General features: G+C 43.2%; 20 protein-coding genes and 1 tRNA gene. 6 read left to right on the top strand and 15 right to left on the bottom strand.

Annotated features, from left to right (window positions below; translation table 11 throughout):
- Positions 1–22: 22 nt before the first annotated feature.
- Positions 23–481, bottom strand: a complete 459-nt coding sequence (locus B3R63_RS07470) for a hypothetical protein (protein ID WP_106438772.1) — start codon at positions 479–481, stop codon at positions 23–25.
- 238 nt (positions 482–719) lie between these two features.
- On the opposite strand from B3R63_RS07470, the gene B3R63_RS07475 reads away from it, so the two are divergent.
- A tRNA-Asn gene (locus B3R63_RS07475) sits at positions 720–795 on the top strand.
- Between the two features lie 117 nt (positions 796–912).
- On the opposite strand, the gene B3R63_RS07480 is transcribed toward B3R63_RS07475, so the two are convergent.
- From B3R63_RS07480 to B3R63_RS07530, 11 genes are all read right to left on the bottom strand, one after another.
- Entirely contained in the window at positions 913–1,569 is a 657-nt protein-coding gene (locus B3R63_RS07480) for a tRNA-(ms[2]io[6]A)-hydroxylase (protein ID WP_286729497.1), read from the bottom strand.
- A gap of 2 nt (positions 1,570–1,571) precedes the next feature.
- Complete coding sequence (pdxJ, locus tag B3R63_RS07485; RefSeq protein WP_286729498.1) at positions 1,572–2,297, bottom strand: pyridoxine 5'-phosphate synthase; 726 nt, start codon at positions 2,295–2,297, stop codon at positions 1,572–1,574.
- A gap of 13 nt (positions 2,298–2,310) precedes the next feature.
- Positions 2,311–3,021: a DNA repair protein RecO gene (recO, locus tag B3R63_RS07490; RefSeq protein WP_111281740.1), complete on the bottom strand. Its 711-nt coding sequence runs from the start codon at positions 3,019–3,021 to the stop codon at positions 2,311–2,313.
- Between the two features lie 9 nt (positions 3,022–3,030).
- The gene (locus B3R63_RS07495) at positions 3,031–3,204 is read right to left on the bottom strand and encodes an NF038104 family lipoprotein (protein ID WP_414630837.1); all 174 of its coding nucleotides are present in this window, start codon (positions 3,202–3,204) and stop codon (positions 3,031–3,033) included.
- Between the two features lie 40 nt (positions 3,205–3,244).
- Positions 3,245–4,273: a GTPase Era gene (era, locus tag B3R63_RS07500; protein ID WP_005019371.1), complete on the bottom strand. Its 1,029-nt coding sequence runs from the start codon at positions 4,271–4,273 to the stop codon at positions 3,245–3,247.
- 5 nt (positions 4,274–4,278) lie between these two features.
- Positions 4,279–4,971 (bottom strand): ribonuclease III, encoded by a 693-nt coding sequence (gene rnc, locus B3R63_RS07505; protein WP_005019370.1) that lies wholly within the window; start codon positions 4,969–4,971, stop codon positions 4,279–4,281.
- Positions 4,952–5,317: a DUF4845 domain-containing protein gene (locus B3R63_RS07510; RefSeq protein ID WP_005027002.1), complete on the bottom strand. Its 366-nt coding sequence runs from the start codon at positions 5,315–5,317 to the stop codon at positions 4,952–4,954. Before B3R63_RS07510 ends, rnc begins: the two co-directional genes overlap by 20 nt.
- Positions 5,318–5,338: 21 nt before the next feature.
- Positions 5,339–6,166, bottom strand: coding sequence for a signal peptidase I (lepB, locus tag B3R63_RS07515; protein ID WP_005019366.1), 828 nt, complete (start codon positions 6,164–6,166; stop codon positions 5,339–5,341).
- 21 nt (positions 6,167–6,187) lie between these two features.
- A complete protein-coding gene (gene lepA / locus B3R63_RS07520; protein ID WP_005019363.1) occupies positions 6,188–8,005 on the bottom strand; it encodes a translation elongation factor 4 in 1,818 nt (605 codons plus the stop codon).
- Positions 8,006–8,179: 174 nt separating this feature from the next.
- A complete protein-coding gene (locus B3R63_RS07525; protein ID WP_286729506.1) occupies positions 8,180–8,623 on the bottom strand; it encodes an acyl-CoA thioesterase in 444 nt (147 codons plus the stop codon).
- Positions 8,624–8,746: 123 nt separating this feature from the next.
- Entirely contained in the window at positions 8,747–10,129 is a 1,383-nt protein-coding gene (locus B3R63_RS07530) for a Do family serine endopeptidase (RefSeq protein WP_286729508.1), read from the bottom strand.
- 220 nt (positions 10,130–10,349) lie between these two features.
- Between B3R63_RS07530 and nadB the strand changes: the two genes are divergently transcribed.
- A complete protein-coding gene (gene nadB, locus B3R63_RS07535) occupies positions 10,350–12,008 on the top strand; it encodes an L-aspartate oxidase (protein WP_286729510.1) in 1,659 nt (552 codons plus the stop codon).
- A gap of 30 nt (positions 12,009–12,038) precedes the next feature.
- Here the strand turns inward: nadB and tmk are convergent, their stop codons facing one another.
- The 3 genes from tmk to pabC are packed head-to-tail and all read right to left on the bottom strand — an operon-like array spanning position 12,039 to position 14,516.
- Positions 12,039–12,647 carry a dTMP kinase gene (gene tmk / locus B3R63_RS07540; RefSeq protein ID WP_286729511.1) on the bottom strand — a complete coding sequence of 203 codons (609 nt, stop codon included), beginning with the start codon at positions 12,645–12,647 and terminating at the stop codon, positions 12,039–12,041.
- A 9-nt stretch (positions 12,648–12,656) separates the two neighbouring features.
- Positions 12,657–13,700 carry an endolytic transglycosylase MltG gene (gene mltG, locus B3R63_RS07545; RefSeq protein ID WP_286729513.1) on the bottom strand — a complete coding sequence of 348 codons (1,044 nt, stop codon included), beginning with the start codon at positions 13,698–13,700 and terminating at the stop codon, positions 12,657–12,659.
- 3 nt (positions 13,701–13,703) lie between these two features.
- Positions 13,704–14,516, bottom strand: a complete 813-nt coding sequence (gene pabC, locus B3R63_RS07550) for an aminodeoxychorismate lyase (protein ID WP_286729516.1) — start codon at positions 14,514–14,516, stop codon at positions 13,704–13,706.
- A 168-nt stretch (positions 14,517–14,684) separates the two neighbouring features.
- Between pabC and B3R63_RS07555 the strand changes: the two genes are divergently transcribed.
- The 4 genes from B3R63_RS07555 (at position 14,685) to cysW (ending at position 18,147) form a co-directional block, all read left to right on the top strand.
- Entirely contained in the window at positions 14,685–15,698 is a 1,014-nt protein-coding gene (locus tag B3R63_RS07555; protein WP_005027021.1) for a sulfate ABC transporter substrate-binding protein, read from the top strand.
- 27 nt (positions 15,699–15,725) lie between these two features.
- Positions 15,726–16,337: an RBBP9/YdeN family alpha/beta hydrolase gene (locus B3R63_RS07560; RefSeq protein WP_005406538.1), complete on the top strand. Its 612-nt coding sequence runs from the start codon at positions 15,726–15,728 to the stop codon at positions 16,335–16,337.
- 86 nt (positions 16,338–16,423) lie between these two features.
- Positions 16,424–17,257, top strand: coding sequence for a sulfate ABC transporter permease subunit CysT (gene cysT / locus B3R63_RS07565; RefSeq protein WP_005019345.1), 834 nt, complete (start codon positions 16,424–16,426; stop codon positions 17,255–17,257).
- Positions 17,254–18,147, top strand: a complete 894-nt coding sequence (gene cysW, locus B3R63_RS07570; RefSeq protein WP_286729520.1) for a sulfate ABC transporter permease subunit CysW — start codon at positions 17,254–17,256, stop codon at positions 18,145–18,147. The genes cysT and cysW overlap by 4 nt, the downstream gene beginning before the upstream one ends.

Raw genomic sequence — 18,147 nt, forward strand, 5'->3', positions numbered from 1 at the left:
TCTTAGAATTTTCAGGATCTCTCTAAATTGCTGATTTCAGAAATTTACCCGGATTTATATGGTGCTTCTGCGGACGGGTCATTCCCTTATAAATACAGTAAAACTTAAAGGCACTGTCTAACGACACTGAGGCTACATCTTGCTGTGAAGCTGACCAGACTTTTGCCTGATTCCGACCAGATAAGTTGCTGCCTGTGATTTGATAAATATACTGATCTTTCTTCAGCTGCTGAATCTGTTGCGGTGTTGCTGAAAGAGTATCTAAAATTGAGGAATGGGTTTTTTCTATTAACCACTTTTCACTCAACCAGAGTTGTAGCAGATCACCTAAGTAAAGTTGATGTCTACCAGCTGGCCAAAGCTCAATAAAGGCTTCTGTTACCGGCGTAAAATACTGTTCAGCATCTTGAATAATAGAAAGATAATTTTTCTGATATAAAGAAAAATGAGAGAAAATCTGAGAAATAGATAGCGTATTCATTCGCCTTCTCCTGTTTAGCCATTTTAGTGCTGGCAAGTTGGTTTAAATCCACACTGCTTGGTTTTACTCAAGCGCTCTGTTCTGTTATTAATCTAGCAACAGTTGATTCGCACTGTAAAGCTTTTTTCTGTTTTATTTCAATATTTGACTAAATAAAAAGCATATGGGATTCCAGCATCAGAAATATGACAATTTAAGCTTGACCCACTTTAAAATCCCTCTATAATCGCATTCAGATTCTCCCATAGCTCAGTCGGTAGAGCGACGGACTGTTAATCCGCAGGTCCCTGGTTCGAGCCCAGGTGGGAGAGCCAAATATATAAAAGCCCACAGCATTAAAGTGGGCTTTTTATTGTCTGTTTTTTAATAACTACTATTTTTCAAACTAAAAAAATCCTTCATAAAGAAGGATTTCTTATCACCACTCGGGGTTAAGCTGCTGTTTTAGCCGGAACACCACTGTGGAACCTGAAAAGATCATCTGAACTTAAAATCAGAGCTTTTTCAATTTTCCGTATATGTTCAATGCGTGTCTGGATATCTTCTTGAGCATTTTTAAGTTTTGCTGTCTTGGCCACGTCGAGCGCCAAAGCAAGATAATCCTCGAAGTGTCGAGACTCAGATTTAAGCAGATAGCGATAGTAACGCCCTAACTCTTCATCAACCAGTGGTGCAAGTGCATGAAACCGCTCGCAAGAACGCGCCTCTACAAAGGCCCCAATAATCAGTACATCAATTAAAGCTTCTGGCTCATAAGTACGAATTTCTTTGCGCAAGCCGGCCGCATAACGCCCAGCACTGACCGCCTTCCATTCTTGACCACGTTTAGCCATAAACTCAAGTACCTGTTCATAATGCAGCATCTCTTCACGAACTAACTGTGCCAGCTTGACTTGCAAGTCGGTAAAAAAGCTGTAACGGAACATCAGGTTCATTGCTGTACCAGCTGCTTTTTTTTCACAGTTGGCATGGTCCTGCATCAGTAGTTCTAAATTATTCAGTGCTTCATCCAGCCAGGCTTTCGGGGTTTCACAACCGAGAAAAGCTTTTACTGGCTGCATCAGTTCATCATAGTTTAAAGTGGACATAATTAACGTGCTGCCTTAATTGCTGCTTTCATTTGCTGTACAGCTTGTGCCAGTCCAATAAAAAGACTATCTGCAATAATCGAATGTCCAATATTTAATTCATGGATCTGTGGAATTGCTGCAATTGGCATCACGTTGTCAATGTTTAAACCATGTCCTGCATTTACCACTAGGCCTTTACCTGAGGCATATTCAGTTCCCTTAATAATACGTTCAAGCTCTGCCTGTTGTTCTGCTTCATTATGGGCATCTGCATAAGCACCGGTATGAATTTCGATGGTAGGTGCACCACAGGCAATAGCCGCGTCAATCTGTGCCAGATCGGCATCAATAAAGAGAGAAACATCACAACCAACTTGTAATAATGCCTGAGTTGCTGCTTTAACTTTTTCAAAATTAGTCACTACATCCAGACCGCCTTCTGTGGTCAGTTCCTGTCGTTTCTCCGGTACAAAGCAAACATGCTGTGGACGGATTTCTTTAGCAAACTCAACCATTTCATCAGTTACGGCAATCTCAAGATTCATACGAGTTTTCAAAGCTGGACGCATACGGCGTACATCACCATCCTGAATATGACGGCGGTCTTCACGTAAATGCAGGGTAATACCCTCTGCACCGGCCTGTTCACAAATCAGTGCCGCATTCACCGGGTCCGGATAAACGGTGCCTCGTGCTTGTCTTAAAGTAGCAACGTGATCTATGTTTACACCAAGCAATGCAGCCATAATAAATTCCTGATTAAGATTGAGAATGAGTATTTTGAATCCATAACTGGCGGCTCTTCAATGGCCGGTCACCCAGTAAAGATGTAATCATCTGGCGATAAAGTCGAGATAATAGCTGTAACTGTGGCTGGGAGAAATCTGCACCTTTTTCATAGTCCAGCATTGTGAGAAGGCTCTGGCCAGCCAAGGTAGCTGAACTGGCTTTTTGTACAGGTATAAAACCTTCCTGGATCTGAAAATGGTAATGTCGTTCCGGTTCAACTGGCTGCTGATGGGCATCTACCGAGAAATCGATAGCATAACCAAGCTCTTCAAGCAAAATATGTTCAAACTGGCGTAAAATTTGTCTTAATAGCAGCCCGGGCTGTGTATTTACTGCCAGTTGCTGTAACTTGACTAATGTCAACTGATACTGCTGATAAGTCTGTGGCATCGCCTCTTCAAGCGGACATAACCGAAGTAATAATTCGTTTAAATAAAAGCCAGAGAAGAATGCATCACCGTAAAAGAAAATAGGCTGATTTACAATTTCAAGTTTACTGAAATTTTTGAGTTCACCTTTACCAGAAGCCTGAAGTGCTAAAGGTTGATACTGTGGCGGGGGAACCTGACGTAAAATTCCATCAATCCGGCCATATTCCTCAGTAAATAAATAGACAAGATGACTCTTCTCACGATATTTACGATAATGGATCAGGTAACCATGCAAAGCTTCATTGCGCATAGGGTTGAGCTAGTCCCGATCTGATGCCTGATCTTTATCATCCCCATCAGGGATAACTGCACCCACCACTGCCGCAGTCCCCTTGACTACCCCTTTCGTGGTTTTATAAGCCACCTTTACAGGAACCGTAACAATCTTATGAATACAGCCTTGCAGCATTAGAATGCTTATCAGCATTGCCATTGTCTTGATCACTACGGAACTCCTGCAAAAAGCTTAAGCCTTAGATATCACTATATCCCAAGCTCTTGAGCGCGCGTTCATCATCAGACCAGCCACCTTTCACTTTTACCCACAACGTCAGCATGATCTTCTGTTCGAACATTTTTTCCATATCAATACGGGCATCCATCCCGATTTTTTTCAGCTTAGCACCTTTTTCACCAATCACGATGGCTTTTTGTCCAGGACGGTCAACAAAAATGGTGGCATCGATATAGGTACAGGCAGCTTTCATCCGGCCAGTCTTCTCATTTAATGCCGGCTCCTCAGTTTTAAAAGATTCAATCTGAACAGTCAGGTCATATGGAAGCTCTTCACCAAGCTGTCGCATAATTTTTTCACGAATTACTTCTGATGCCAGGAATCGCTCTGAACGGTCAGTAATCTGGTCAAATGAGTATAGCGGCGGTTGGAAAGGTAAATACTTGTCAATTGTATCGCGCAGATGTTCCAGATTTGCACCACGCAATGCAGAAACTGGTACAATTTCCACGAAATTCATGAGTTTAGTACGTTCTTGAATCAAAGGAAGCAATGTCCTTTTTTCTTCAATAGTATCAATCTTGTTGATAACCAGAATGACTGGCATTTCAGCATTTTTCAGCTTCTCAAGCACCAAGTCATCATTTTGTGTCCACTTATGGGCATCTACCACAAATAGAACCAGATTTACATCACGTAGGGCTGAATGTGCTGCACGGTTCATCATCTTATTGATGGCACGCACTTCTTTCTTATGCATTCCCGGAGTATCTACATAAACGGCCTGTGACTTTTCACGGCTATCAATACCAATAATTTTATGTCGTGTTGTCTGGGGCTTACGGGAAGTAATAGAGAGTTTTTGTCCCAACAGGTGGTTCATCAAAGTTGATTTACCGACATTCGGACGTCCGACAATAGCCACAAACCCACTCTTAAAATCAGCAGGTATAGTCACACCCTGTGAACTAAAGAACTGGTCAATTAGGTTATTGTCCGGTGTGTTTGACTCTTGATCTGTACTGTTTTGATCTGGCTGGATCGACATGCAGTCTATTGCTCCAATAACTTTAAAATTTCCGCTGCTGCTGCTTGCTCAGCAAAGCGACGACTTGACCCTTCTCCGATAAATTTAGGCAGGCTGTCGACCGAACACTCCACTTTAAAATGCTGGTTCGGTGCATCCCCTTGAATATCGACCACCTCATAAACAGGGAGAGGTTTTTTACGGGCTTGCAGATATTCCTGTAACCGGGATTTCGGGTCTTTTAACTGGTCGGTTGGCTCAATATTGTTTAAATATGGACCATACCACTTCAGTACGATGTCTTGTAAAATCTTGAGCTCACCACAGTCAATATAAATTGCCCCGATAATGGCTTCTACAGTATCGGCCAGAATCGATTCACGGTGGTGTCCTCCCGATTTTAATTCACCTGTACTTAATATTAAACACTGACTAAGTTTCAAATCGTTTGCAATCTTGCCTAATGCTTCCTGCCTGACCAGAGTAGCACGCATGCGGGTCAGCCGGCCTTCATTTTCAAAAGGATACGCATGATACAAATAGTTGGCGATAATCATGCCTAATAGTGAATCGCCTAAAAACTCCAGACGTTCATAATTATATTTGTGACTAACCGACCGGTGGGTCAGGGCAAGCTGCAATAACTCAGGCTGCTTGAACTGATAGCCGATACGGCTGGGTAAGCGAAAATCACTTACCTTAGAGTGACCTTTGATCAAAACTCTTCTCGAACTTTAGTACTAAATCAATATTAAGCAAGAAAGGTTTTCTCACTTCATAGCGGGTATTTACATGTAAACCCTGATCATTTGAAACTTGGGCAATATCTTTGAACTGCAAGTCATCAATATTGTTCATGTCCAAACGCTGATCCATCTGCTGGGTAAATTTTGCTGGCGTTATATCTGCTGGACTGTCTTTTAATAACTCTTCAATCTGGCTGTTAATCACACGGTTATCCCAATATGCTGGCCATATGGCTACTACAGCCTTTACCACCATTGCAAAGACAATAATCGCAAATAGAATTGTAATATAAGAAGTGCCTTGCTGAGCATTACGCATTGTTATTACCCACCCAAATGGTTAATCAATTTTACCGTTACGTGCAAAGCTTGGTATCTTGAAGCCGGGTTCCTTATGCATCCAGATATAAACTGCTCGACCGGCCAGATTTTCTTCAGGCACAAACCCCCAAAAGCGGCTGTCTGCACTCTGGTCACGGTTATCTCCCATAGCGAAATAATGACCTTCTGGAACTTTGACTTCCCAGTAAAGACCATCTTCACCCGAGTATTTTCCATTTTCAACATAGTTAATAAATGGAGCCTGACGCGCAACATTTACCCCTTCAAGCTCACGCATGGTAAAAGTATGTTTGCCCAAAGTTTCTTTATGATAGATCGAAGCTGGCGTGTCCTGAATATCCTTTTCACGGCTGAACTCAACCGGAACCTTTTTAACTGGCTGTCCATTAATACTCAGCTGTCCATGGTCATATACAATATGATCACCCGGTAAGCCGACTACACGTTTAATATAGCTAATACTTGGCTGCGGTGGATAACGGAATACCACCACATCACCACGTTCAGGTTCACCAATATCAATGAATTTTTTATTTATAATCGGCAGACGCATTCCATACTGATACTTGTTGACCAGAATAAAGTCTCCGGTTTCCAGGGTTGGTACCATAGAGTCTGACGGAATATTAAAAGGTTCATAAAAGAAGGAGCGCAGTACAAGCACGATAGCTAGTACTGGCCAGAAGTCATAAGCCCAGGTAATGATAAAATTTTCATTGCCACGGCCCCTCGTTTTGCGTTGCTTGAAAACAAGTTTATCGAGCAGCCACACCAGGAAAAAAATGACAGTGACTGGAACGAGGATCAAGTTAAAATCAAAATCCATGAGCTAGATGACCTCTTATTATTATCTTTCTACTTTTAAGACTGCAAGGAACGCTTCCTGAGGGATCTCAACACTACCCACCTGCTTCATGCGTTTCTTACCTTCTTTCTGCTTAGACAGGAGTTTTTTCTTACGTGACACGTCACCACCATAACATTTCGCCAAGACGTTTTTACGCATGGCTTTTACAGTAGAACGGGCAATAATTTGTGCACCAATAGCTGCCTGAATCGCTACATCAAACATTTGACGCGGAATCAGATCTTTCATTTTTTCGACCAGAGCAATACCACGGTGACGCGCATCATTACGATGGCAGATCATTGCCAGAGCATCAACTTTCTCACCATTAATCAGCACATCTACTTTTACCAGTGAGGAGCTTTCAAAACGGACAAAGTTATAATCTAGTGATGCAAAACCACGTGAACAGGACTTCAAGCGGTCAAAAAAGTCCATCACGACTTCTGCCATTGGAATTTCAAAAGTAATAGAGACCTGATTACCCAAGAATTTCATGTCTTTTTGAACGCCACGACGCTCAATACACAGCGTCATAACATTACCCAGATATTCCTGTGGCACCAAGATATGACATTCTGCAATTGGCTCACGCAAATCTTCAACAGTAGAACCATCAGGCATTTTTGACGGGCTGTCGATATAAATCGTATCACCCGCTTTAGTTAATGCTTCATAAACTACTGTAGGGGCAGAAGTGATCAAATCCAGATCATATTCGCGTTCCAGCCGTTCCTGAACGATTTCCATATGCAGCATTCCCAAGAAGCCACAGCGGAAACCGAATCCTAACGCATCAGAACTTTCAGGTTCGAAAAATAGTGCCGAGTCATTAATCTGAAGCTTGTGCAATGCTTCACGGAAAGGCTCAAAATCACTGGCGTCAATCGGAAATAAACCCGCATATACCTGAGGTTTTACCTTTTTGAAGCCCGGCAGCGTACCTACTTCTGGCGTAGAGGCCAGAGTAATGGTATCACCAACAGGAGCACCAAAAATATCTTTAATACCGGCAATAATAAAACCTACTTCGCCTGCTTCGAGCATTCCGGTTTCAGTATGTTTTGGATTAAAAATACCCACAGAGGTAATAATATGAGTCTGGCCTGTTGATTTCACCAGCATTTTATCGCCTTTGCGCACACGCCCCTGCTTGATACGAACCAGGGAAACTACTCCCAAATAATTATCAAACCATGAGTCAACAATCAGAGCCTGTAAAGGTGCATCACGGTCACCCTCTGGCGCCGGAATAACCTCAACCAGTGTTTCCAGAACTTTATCCACACCCATACCGGTTTTTGCAGAGCAAGTCGGTGCATGAGTCGCTTCAATCCCGATAATTTCCTCAATCTCGTGAATGACGCGTTCAGGCTCAGCCTGTGGCAGGTCAATCTTGTTAAGAATTGGCAGAACTTCAAGGCCCTGTTCGATTGCGGTATAACAGTTGGCAACTGACTGTGCCTCAACACCCTGTGCTGCATCAACTACCAGTAGAGCACCTTCACAGGCTGCCAGTGACCGTGAGACTTCATAAGAAAAGTCAACGTGCCCTGGGGTATCAATAAAGTTGAGCTGATATTCCTGACCATTCGGATGCGTATAATAAAGTGTTACAGAAGCGGCTTTAATAGTAATACCGCGTTCACGTTCAAGCTCCATTGAGTCAAGCACTTGTGCCTGCATTTCACGGTCTTGCAATCCACCACACATTTGAATGAATCGATCTGCCAGGGTCGACTTGCCATGGTCAATATGCGCAATAATCGAAAAGTTACGAATGTTTTTGATATCAACAGATTTTTTAGCTTGCGCCATGGGCTACCTTGAAAAATGTATACGGCTATGTACAAAATTTAAGGTACATAGCAAAAGCTGTTTCGGGAAATTGCGAGCGATTATAACAGATGGAATTTTTAAAGTATCCATAAATCATGCTCTTTTGCTTTGAGCTGTAAATCAGCAAAACCCGGAAAAACCATATCGACCATTTTAGATTGTCGAGAAATCCATCGGGTTTATCTCTGCTGAAATTGGCTGGTAAGCCTGAGTAAAAGTGGGCGACATACGTTTTGGGCGACCCGTTGCTATTTCGATACATGCCCATTTGGTCTGACCGGTAAACAGCAGGGTTTGGTCTTGTGGACGGTAAAAGGCGTACTGACGGTATGAGTACAATGCATTAATATTATAGAGCCAGGTACGTAGTATCAGTTCTTCCCCCTCAAATGCAGCTTTACGGTATTGTACCTGATGCTCAACTGCGACCATGGCATGTTTAAGTTCCTGATACTGTTTCAGCCCCAGTCCAAGTGCCTCAATATGTGCTTCCGCCACCTGTTGCATCCATGCGACATATACGACGTTGTTTACATGTCCCAAACTATCAATATGCTCTGGCTGAACCTGAATGTTTAAATCAAAAAATGTATTCACGTGCAATTTTTTCCTGTCTTGCATCAACTCACATAAAACATCTAGTGTAAAGGCATCATCCGGCTAATGGTACTTAAATAAAAAGCCATCCTGCAGGATGGCTTTAAAAGTTGATATAGTTTGTTACTGGATCCGCAGGCCCAAGATGGCGCGTTGCCCCTGACGGATCAGCGCAACCCGGGCTACCGTATTCTTTTTCAGCTTACTTACTGCATTTACAAACTCATCGCTGTTTCGCACAGGCGTATTATTAATTTGAGTAATGATGTCTTCTGGCATCAAGCGGGATTGTGCTGCCAGCCCCCCTCGCATAACTTCCTGAATATATACTCCGCCATCAACACCCAACTGCCTGCTTTCAGCCTCGGTCAGATTGCGAATAGCTATACCTAAAACAGGTCCTTTACTTTGTACAGGTGTATTGGTTTTTGCTGGCGTATTATCTGGTGCCGTAGTGAGCATAGCAGTAATATTACTCAATTTCTCGTCACGTAATACCTGCAAGCGAATACTCTGATTTGGAGCCTGACGGTTGAGATAATTCAACAGATCTGAAGTACGGGAGATCGCCATCCCGTTAATTTGCAAGATGATGTCACCAGCTTTTAGTCCTGCTCTGGCCGCGGGAGAATTTGGTGCGACCTGGGTAATAAGTGAACCTTCCGGTTTAGGCAATTTATACGCTTCTGCCAGATTACGGTCGATATCTTGCAGCATTACCCCCAAATAAGAGCGGATCACTTTGCCATTACTCTTTAATTGCTCAGCGACATCCATTGCGACATCAATTGGTATGGAAAAAGACAGGCCCATATAGCCGCCTGTTCCACTAAAAATACGTGAATTCACACCCACAACTTCACCACGCTGGTTAAATAGTGGCCCTCCAGAATTACCGGGATTAAGCGCAACATCTGTCTGAATGAATGGTACAGAGGTTTCTCCCATCATACTTCGGGATTTAGCACTGACAATTCCCGCTGACGCAGAATAATCAAAACCAAATGGCGAGCCAATTGCCAACACCGGTTCACCAACCTTGAGCTGATCTACATTGCCAATTCGTAGAGCTGGAAAGCTTGAGCCATTAACTTTAAGTAAAGCCACATCAGTTCGTTCATCACTTCCAACTACAGTAGCATCAATCTCACGACGATCATTCAAGGTGATGCTAATACGTGAGGCATTTTCAACTACGTGATGATTGGTCAGCAGATAACCATCTTTACTAATAAAGAAGGCACTGCCGTAGCCGGTTTTTTCTTGCGGTACTTGCTGCTGCGGAATAATCACCTGATTGCCAAAAAAGCGGCGTAATAACTCCGGTACCTGCTGCTGTAACAGCTCTTCCTGTGTCATTTTCTTGACAACATTTACACTCACAACAGCCGGACTGACCTGCTCAACCAGATTAGAGAAATCGACTGTAGAAGCCGCCTGTGTCTGTACCGCTGCCATAGTAAAAACAGCAGCGTACATTCCTTTTTGTAATAAGCGATTTTTCATGAAGCACAACTCACATACTGCAGTTAAATGATAATTTTTTAGCTGAACGGTTTTTTAATTTTGATTAATAATATGTTTGATGAATAATTTAAAACAAGGTTTTAGCCAAAACGTTACAAAATTTAAATTTAATTGGAAATTCTGGTTAAACCTGAGCGTTTTAAGTCTTGCATTCTTAGGCAAAAAACGGTCTGATGATCGAATTTCTATCAAATAGCCGATGAATATGAGCAGTTTAAATACAACTCATCAGTTTGACGTCATTATTATAGGTAGCGGTGGAGCCGGATTAAGCCTGGCATTATCATTACCTCACCATTATAACATTGCTGTTTTAGCTAAAGCTCCCCTGACAGAAGCCAGCACATATTATGCACAGGGTGGCGTAGCCGCAGTTCTGGATGAAACTGACTCTATTCAACAGCATATTGATGACACCATGATTGCAGGCGCCCAGTTATGCGAGCTGGACGCGGTTAAACATACTGTAGAAGGTGGTAAACCTTCAGTCGATTTTCTGCTCAAACATGGCGTACAGTTTACGCTGGATGATGCCGAACAACTGCATCTTACCCGTGAAGGCGGACACTCTCAGCGCCGGATTATTCATGCTGCCGATGCAACCGGCAAAGCGATTTCAACGACACTGGTGCAGCGTGCCCGAGAACAGAAAAATCTGACCATATTTGAAAACTATATTGCAATTGACCTGATTACTACCGAAAAATTAGGAATAGATGAGCAAAAAAATCGGGCCTTCGGCCTTTACGCACTTAATGAAAAGACTGGCAAAGTCCATACTTTTTTAGCCCCATTTACCGCACTGGCCTGCGGAGGAGCTATGAAAGCCTACCTGTATACATCTAACCCTGATATTGCAACCGGTGACGGAATTGCCATGGCGTACCGTGCTGGCTGCCGTGTGGCCAATATGGAATTCAACCAGTTCCATCCAACCTGTCTGTATCACCCTCAAGCCCGCTCTTTCCTGATTACAGAAGCCATGCGTGGTGAAGGTGCTTATTTGCGTCTGCCAGAGGGTGAACGTTTTATGCTGCGTTTTGATGAGCGTGCCGAGTTGGCCCCTCGAGACATTGTGGCTCGTGCCATAGATTTTGAAATCAAGCGGCTGGGTATTCGTCATGTGTGGCTGGACATTACCCATAAACCGGCTGAATTTGTAAAAGAACACTTCCCGACCTTATATACCCGTCTGCTTGAACTGGGTATTGATATTACCAAAGATATGATTCCCGTGGTGCCAGCTGCGCATTATACTTGCGGCGGCGTGATTGTGGATGAGTATAGCCAGACCGATATTTCTGGCCTATATGCCATTGGGGAAACGTCCTATACCGGTCTGCATGGTGCGAACCGAATGGCAAGTAACTCCCTGCTAGAGTGTTTTGTTTATGGCATGAGTGCAGCCCAGCATATCCAGAGCCAGTTTAACCCTGAAGTTAGCTTGCCTGCTGTGCCTGAATGGGACGACTCGCAGGTTACCGATGCAGACGAAGATGTTGTAATACTGCAAAACTGGGACGAACTGCGTCAGACCATGTGGAATTACGTTGGTATTGTCCGTACCAGTAAACGCCTCAAGCGTGCATTGCATCGAATTGAGATGCTTAAACGGGAAATCACTGAATATTATGAAGATTATCAGGTCAGTAAAAACCTGATTGAGCTGCGTAATCTGGTACTGGTTTCCGAGATGATTGTACGCTGCGCGATGGAACGTAAAGAATCGCGTGGTTTGCACTATACGCTGGATTATCCGGAGCTGGCGCCTGAACTTCGAAAAACCATCCTAATGCCACCAGATTTCAAAGTTAGTCAACCACGGGTTAATGAGGAAGTCGAACCAGCACTTGGTTAATCCAATCCTTTTCTAAAACTGGCCTTTAATTCAGGCCAGTTTTCCAATCTGTTCCAACGCCTGTTCAAGTACCTTTTCTGGTGCTTGTGTAGCATCAAGGCGCTTAATCCGTTCCGGATGTTGTTGCCATAATCTAGTGTAACCTGCGCGCACTTTTTCAAAAAAACTGACCTTTTCTTGTTCAAAACGGTCTAGTGCACCACGCTCACGGGCACGAGACATTCCCAGCTCAACCGGTGCATCTAGCCATAATGTAATATCTGGCATACGAGAAACAAAAGACTGGTTGAGAAGCGCCAGTTTATTTTCATTCAGACCACGTCCAGCACATTGATAGGCAAAACTGGCATCGGTAAAACGGTCACACAAAACCGTTTTACCGGCCTGAAGCGCAGGTAAAATGATCTGTTGTAAATGTTGTGCTCTTGCTGCATACATCAGCAGAAGCTCGGTATCATCACTCATCTTTTCATCATGACTAACAGAGAGTAACAGTGCGCGAATCTGTTCAGCTAAAGGTGTTCCACCCGGTTCACGAGTGAGTATGATCCCGGCGCCCTTTTGCTCATAATGTGCATAAATTTCACGGATTAGAGTAGTTTTTCCTACGCCTTCTGTACCTTCGAAACTGATAAACATCCTACTCTCCTAATTTTTAGCTCGCAGTACAGATAGATATTGCTGTACTGCACGATTATGTTCTTCGAGGCTGGCGCTAAATTTATGCCCCCCATTGCCGGTGGCAACAAAGTAAATATTATTTGAATTATCTGGATGCATTGCTGCCTCAATCGCTTTTTTACTTGGCAAAGCTATTGGCGTTGGCGGCAAACCAGAAATTGTATAGGTATTATAAGGTGTTGGTGTACGCAGATCCTTTCGGGTGATATTACCTTTATAGTTATCCCCCATACCATAAATTACGGTCGGGTCAGTCTGTAAGCGCATTCCCATTTTCAGGCGGCGCACAAATACTCCGGAAACCTGTTGCAGTTCACTATCAATGCTGGTCTCTTTTTCAATAATAGAAGCCATGATCAGTGCTTCATATTTATCTTTATACGGTAGACCACTGGCCCGGTTTTGCCATGCCTCATCCAGTGCTTTCATCTGGCGTGTATAGAGATGGGTTAGAATCTTGCGGTCGGTTTCACCTTTTGCAAAAAAGTAAGTGTCTGGTGAAAATAGCCCTTCCGGATGGCTGTAAGGAATATTCAATTCCTTTAATAGCTGCTGTTCTGGTAAATGAGTAATAGTATGAGTAACCAGCTGGTCCTTTTTCAGATTTTCAAGTAACTGCTTAAAGGTCGTGCCTTCAATCACTAAAATCCGGTTCATCTGGGCATTTTCAGCGTTCGAGATCAGTTCAAGTACTTGCCGAACACTCATGCCTTTTTGGATTTCATATACACCAGCCTTTAATGTGTCATGGATGACTAGTTTCTGGTAAAGCTTTAAAATAATTGAAAAACTGATTTTGTCATCTTCAGCCAGCTGGTCAATAAAGCCTGAGTAGGTGTCTCCCGGATTAATTGCCAGCATTTGTTTCGGCCCATTTACCGGATAATTTTTAAATAGGCTTGACCAGAGCACCACCAAGCCAAGTATGAACAGGCCTGCAATAATCATCATTACAGCAGGGAACGTAGGTTTAGCATTCTTTTTTTTCGGAGTTGAGTGAGGTTTCGGCATAAACTAGCTAATCTGATCCAGTTGCAAAATACGGAATAAATCCAGACAAGGCTGGGAATCCAGGCTCCGCTGTCCAAGTTGAGTAACAATTTTCATGGGGCTTAATGCATTACAGAAAAACAGGCTCTGAAAATGCCCAATATTTTCCATGTCAATGAAACGCTGCTCGCAGACGATATTTTTCCGCTGCATGCGTGACAGGATTGTCGCCCGCATCACACCGTGGACGCCATTATAGCGAAGTTCCGGTGTAAACCATGTATTGTTTTGAAAAACGAAGCAATTACTGCTCACGCCTTCAACAACACTTCCCTGCACATCGGTGACCAGTGCCTCATCCCAACCCTGCATTTCGGCTTCCTTTTTAAGTAGCACCTGCTCCAGACGATTCAAAGATTTAATACCTACCAGACTCGGCATACATAAACCCATAGCCTGATTCAGCACACCACTTCGGATCAGCTGCGGTCTAATCACTTCACTGGCTTTAGGATAAAACAGTATATAAATATCGGCCGGATGTTCAGGCAAACTATAACCCCGCTGCCCCGTCCCGCGACTGATCAGTATTTTTAAAGTACCATTTAATACCGGATAATGATTTTGTAGCTGTTCAAGTGTTTTATCAATCAGGTCAAAATCAGCGTCAAGATATAAACGCTCACAACTATTCCTCAGCCGAGCCCAATGTAAATCTTGCAGCTCTATCTGGTTATTCCGCAGTCGGACTGTCGTAAAACAGCCATCCCCATACTGAAAAGCCCGGTCTTCAATAGGAACATTTTCTATTTTCTCAGCATTCTTGAAAAACAGCATCGATATGAAGTATCCAGTTGATTCTGCAACTTAGTTTAGAAACAGAAGTATATTTTCTTTTTCTTTATTTTTCATAATGAATTCGTTTTTTATTATTTTTTATGGATAAAGACTGGCGCTATTCTGCTTTCATGTTTTTATGCTTATGCAAAATATTGGGGATAAAATATGAAATTTTCAAAAGTAAAAATTGGAATAATTGCAGCATTACTTTCGGCCTCTACTGCAAGCTTTGCAGCTAAAGATTTTCTCAATGTGTCTTATGATCCAACGCGTGAGCTTTATGATCAGGTAAATAAGCAGTTTGGTGCTTACTGGAAACAACGTACCGGTCAAGACCTGAATTTACGCCAGTCTCATGGCGGTTCAGGTAAGCAGGCACGCTCGGTGATTGATGGACTGGAAGCTGATGTGGTGACTTTGGCACTTGCTGCTGATATCGATGTAATTGCTGAAAAAGCAAAATTATTACCTGCTGACTGGCAGAAAAAATTACCACAGAATTCGACACCTTATACTTCAACTATTGTATTTCTGGTACGTAAAGGCAATCCGAAAGGAATAAAAGACTGGGGTGACCTGGTAAAACCGGGAGTAGGAATTATTACTCCAAACCCTAAAACATCTGGAGGCGCGCGCTGGAATTATCTGGCAGCCTGGGCATGGGCAAAGCACCAGCCAGGGGGTAATGATGCCAAGGCACAGGAGTTTGTTCGCCAGATTTATAAAAATACCAAAGTGCTTGACTCTGGCGCACGTGGAGCTACTACAACGTTTGCTGAACGTGGTATTGGTGATGTGCTGCTGGCTTGGGAAAACGAAGCCTTTCTGGCAGTACGTGAACAGCCTGGCAAGTTTGAAATTATTACGCCCTCTTTATCTATTCTGGCTGAACCGCCTGTAGCGATTGTAGAAAAAAATGCAGCCAAAAAAGGGAATCTGAATGTTGCAAAAGGTTATCTAAACTTCTTGTATTCACCTTATGCACAGGATCTGGTTGCCCGTAATTATTACCGACCACGTAATGAGGCAGTCCTGAAAAAATATAGTAGTACTTTTAAACCGCTGAAGCTGGTCACAATTGATCAGGAATTTGGTGGCTGGAATAAGGTACAAAAGCAGCATTTCGAAAATGGCGGTGTATTTGACCAGATTGTAAAAATCAATAACAGTCAAAAGTAGAGTTCTGTGTAAACCGGGGGATCAGACATGAGTTCAATACATACAGTAATTGTACCGGGCGTAGGTGGCAGTGAATATGAACACTGGCAATCCTGGTTACAAAGACAGCTCAGGTCCTGTTCCCGTGTACAGCAAACAGACTGGAATATGCCAATACTTCAGGAATGGATTGCGCAGTTTGTGAAAACTGTAAGTTTGCATCAGGAATCTCTCCAGATTGTAGCGCATAGCTTTGGCTGTCTGACCAGCATCGCCGCACTTGCCGAATATCCGGAGCTGGCACACAGAATCAAAAATCTGGTACTGGTCGCTCCAGCTAATCCTGAACGTTTTGGTGAGGCCGGTTTTGCACGGAACAGTCAATATAACTATGCAGAATATTTTCAGAATCTAAAAATCCGTGTCCCGGCCCAGCTAATCATCAGTGACAATGATCCGTGGTTTAAGCTTGAAGATGCCCAGTTTTTTGCTAATGCCTGGAATCTAAAACCGGTTAGCTTGGGTAAAGTAGGTCATATTAATGTAGCTTCCGGCTTCGGGCCTTTTCCGGAGATTTTCGATTTTTTAATTGCAGAGAAAAACAGCTTAAATATCAATATTACTGATAATACTGAGTTGTTTTTCAGATTTGCAATTTAAAGGCTCATGAATATGCTTGAGCAGTTTTTTCAGTTTTATTTCACCTGCTTATTTTAAGTGGGCATACTCTCTTTTGAGGAGTTAACATGTTGCAGCGTTCCCGAGTGCTGCCAGGATTTGGTCTTTCTTTAGGCTTTACCCTTGCTTATCTGTCTTTAATTGTTCTGATCCCTCTTTCTGCGGTATTTATCAAGTCGCTAGGTATTGGCTGGGATGGTTTATGGGAAATTCTGAGTTCAGAGCGTATTTTAAAATCTCTGCAGCTCAGTTTTACGACTGCATTGCTGGCCGCTTTTATTAATGTTGTTTTTGGATTACTACTGGCTTGGTGTCTGGTACGTTACAGTTTTCCAGGAAAACGGCTGGTAGATGCCTTGATCGATCTGCCTTTTGCGCTACCTACTGCAGTTGCAGGTATTGCCTTAACTTCTCTTTATGCACCCACTGGCTGGATTGGACAGTATTTGGAGCCTTTAGGCATTCAGGTCGCTTATACCCCTATCGGGATTACACTGGCACTGATTTTTATTGGTCTGCCTTTTGTCGTGCGCACGGTACAACCTGTTTTAAGCGATGTAGAAACTGAACTGGAAGAAGCGGCTTCGGCATTAGGTGCAACCCGTTTTCAGACTATTACTAAAATTATCTTACCTATTCTATTTCCAGCTCTTTTAACCGGTTTTGCACTTGCTTTTGCTCGGGGAGTGGGCGAATACGGCTCTGTAATTTTTATTGCAGGCAATCAGCCTTTTGAAACCGAGATTGCTCCCCTTATGATTATTTCACGGCTAGAAGAGTATGATTATGCGGCTGCGACCACTATTGCTGTGGTTATGCTCTTAATTTCATTTGCGATTTTATTTCTGATTAATCTGTTGCAGGCCTGGGCCAGCCGTCGTACCGGGAGAACCGCAAGATGAGTTTAACCACCAATAGTAATGCACTGGCAGAAAAACTGCAGTCACGCGATGCGACCCGGGAAGCAGCTTGGGTACGCTATCTATTACTCACTATCGGTCTGCTATTTTTTCTAAGCTGTCTGGTTCTTCCTCTTATTCTGGTATTCGTTGAAGCTTTTAAGCAGGGTGTCGGGGTTTACTTTCAGGCGCTGGTCCATCCGGATACTTTATCTGCAGTCAAACTGACTTTATTGACAGCAGCGATTGCAGTACCTCTTAATGTAGTCTTTGGCGTAGCTGCTGCATGGTGTGTAGCCAAATTTAACTTTAGAGGCAAGTCTATTCTGACCACCATTATTGATCTGCCCTTTTCGGTTTCGCCTGTTATTGCCGGTATGATGCTGGTCCTAATTTTTGGATCTCAAGGCTGGCTGGGAGAATGGCTGATAGATAATGATATTAAAATTTTGTATGCCACTCCTGCGATTGTTTTAGCCACAATATTTATTACTGTGCCATTTGTAGCACGTGAACTGATCCCATTAATGGAGTCACAAGGTAATGAAGAGGAAGAAGCTGCAATTGTACTGGGCGCATCTGGCTGGCAGACCTTCTGGAAAGTGACTTTACCCAATATTAAATGGGGCCTGCTCTATGGCGTAATTTTATGTAATGCACGAGCTATGGGTGAATTTGGCGCAGTTTCAGTTGTATCTGGTCATATCCGTGGGGAAACCAATACATTACCCCTGCATGTCGAAATTCTTTATAACGAATATACCTTCAGTGCCGCTTTTGCTGTGTCATCACTACTGGCATTACTGGCAATTGTGACATTAATCCTGAAAACCTGGGTGGAACTCGGGCAGGAAAAACAAGCTAAGCGTAATGATGATTCAACCACCTCTTAA

It is taken from the genome of Acinetobacter sp. UBA1297, assembly GCF_002307755.1.
Classification (GTDB): domain Bacteria; phylum Pseudomonadota; class Gammaproteobacteria; order Pseudomonadales; family Moraxellaceae; genus Acinetobacter; species Acinetobacter radioresistens.

What these genes read in the sequence shown, in the direction of transcription:
- B3R63_RS07470 (WP_106438772.1), bottom strand. Translation starts at nt 481, where the DNA reads ATGAATACGCTATCTATTTCTCAGATTTTCTCTCATTTTTCTTTATAT.
- B3R63_RS07480 (WP_286729497.1), bottom strand. Translation starts at nt 1,569, where the DNA reads ATGTCCACTTTAAACTATGATGAACTGATGCAGCCAGTAAAAGCTTTT.
- pdxJ (WP_286729498.1), bottom strand. Translation starts at nt 2,297, where the DNA reads ATGGCTGCATTGCTTGGTGTAAACATAGATCACGTTGCTACTTTAAGA.
- recO (WP_111281740.1), bottom strand. Translation starts at nt 3,021, where the DNA reads ATGCGCAATGAAGCTTTGCATGGTTACCTGATCCATTATCGTAAATAT.
- B3R63_RS07495 (WP_414630837.1), bottom strand. Translation starts at nt 3,204, where the DNA reads ATGGCAATGCTGATAAGCATTCTAATGCTGCAAGGCTGTATTCATAAG.
- era (WP_005019371.1), bottom strand. Translation starts at nt 4,273, where the DNA reads ATGTCGATCCAGCCAGATCAAAACAGTACAGATCAAGAGTCAAACACA.
- B3R63_RS07510 (WP_005027002.1), bottom strand. Translation starts at nt 5,317, where the DNA reads ATGCGTAATGCTCAGCAAGGCACTTCTTATATTACAATTCTATTTGCG.
- lepB (WP_005019366.1), bottom strand. Translation starts at nt 6,166, where the DNA reads ATGGATTTTGATTTTAACTTGATCCTCGTTCCAGTCACTGTCATTTTT.
- lepA (WP_005019363.1), bottom strand. Translation starts at nt 8,005, where the DNA reads ATGGCGCAAGCTAAAAAATCTGTTGATATCAAAAACATTCGTAACTTT.
- B3R63_RS07530 (WP_286729508.1), bottom strand. Translation starts at nt 10,129, where the DNA reads ATGAAAAATCGCTTATTACAAAAAGGAATGTACGCTGCTGTTTTTACT.
- nadB (WP_286729510.1), top strand. Translation starts at nt 10,350, where the DNA reads ATGAATATGAGCAGTTTAAATACAACTCATCAGTTTGACGTCATTATT.
- tmk (WP_286729511.1), bottom strand. Translation starts at nt 12,647, where the DNA reads ATGTTTATCAGTTTCGAAGGTACAGAAGGCGTAGGAAAAACTACTCTA.
- mltG (WP_286729513.1), bottom strand. Translation starts at nt 13,700, where the DNA reads ATGCCGAAACCTCACTCAACTCCGAAAAAAAAGAATGCTAAACCTACG.
- pabC (WP_286729516.1), bottom strand. Translation starts at nt 14,516, where the DNA reads ATGCTGTTTTTCAAGAATGCTGAGAAAATAGAAAATGTTCCTATTGAA.
- B3R63_RS07555 (WP_005027021.1), top strand. Translation starts at nt 14,685, where the DNA reads ATGAAATTTTCAAAAGTAAAAATTGGAATAATTGCAGCATTACTTTCG.
- B3R63_RS07560 (WP_005406538.1), top strand. Translation starts at nt 15,726, where the DNA reads ATGAGTTCAATACATACAGTAATTGTACCGGGCGTAGGTGGCAGTGAA.
- cysT (WP_005019345.1), top strand. Translation starts at nt 16,424, where the DNA reads ATGTTGCAGCGTTCCCGAGTGCTGCCAGGATTTGGTCTTTCTTTAGGC.
- cysW (WP_286729520.1), top strand. Translation starts at nt 17,254, where the DNA reads ATGAGTTTAACCACCAATAGTAATGCACTGGCAGAAAAACTGCAGTCA.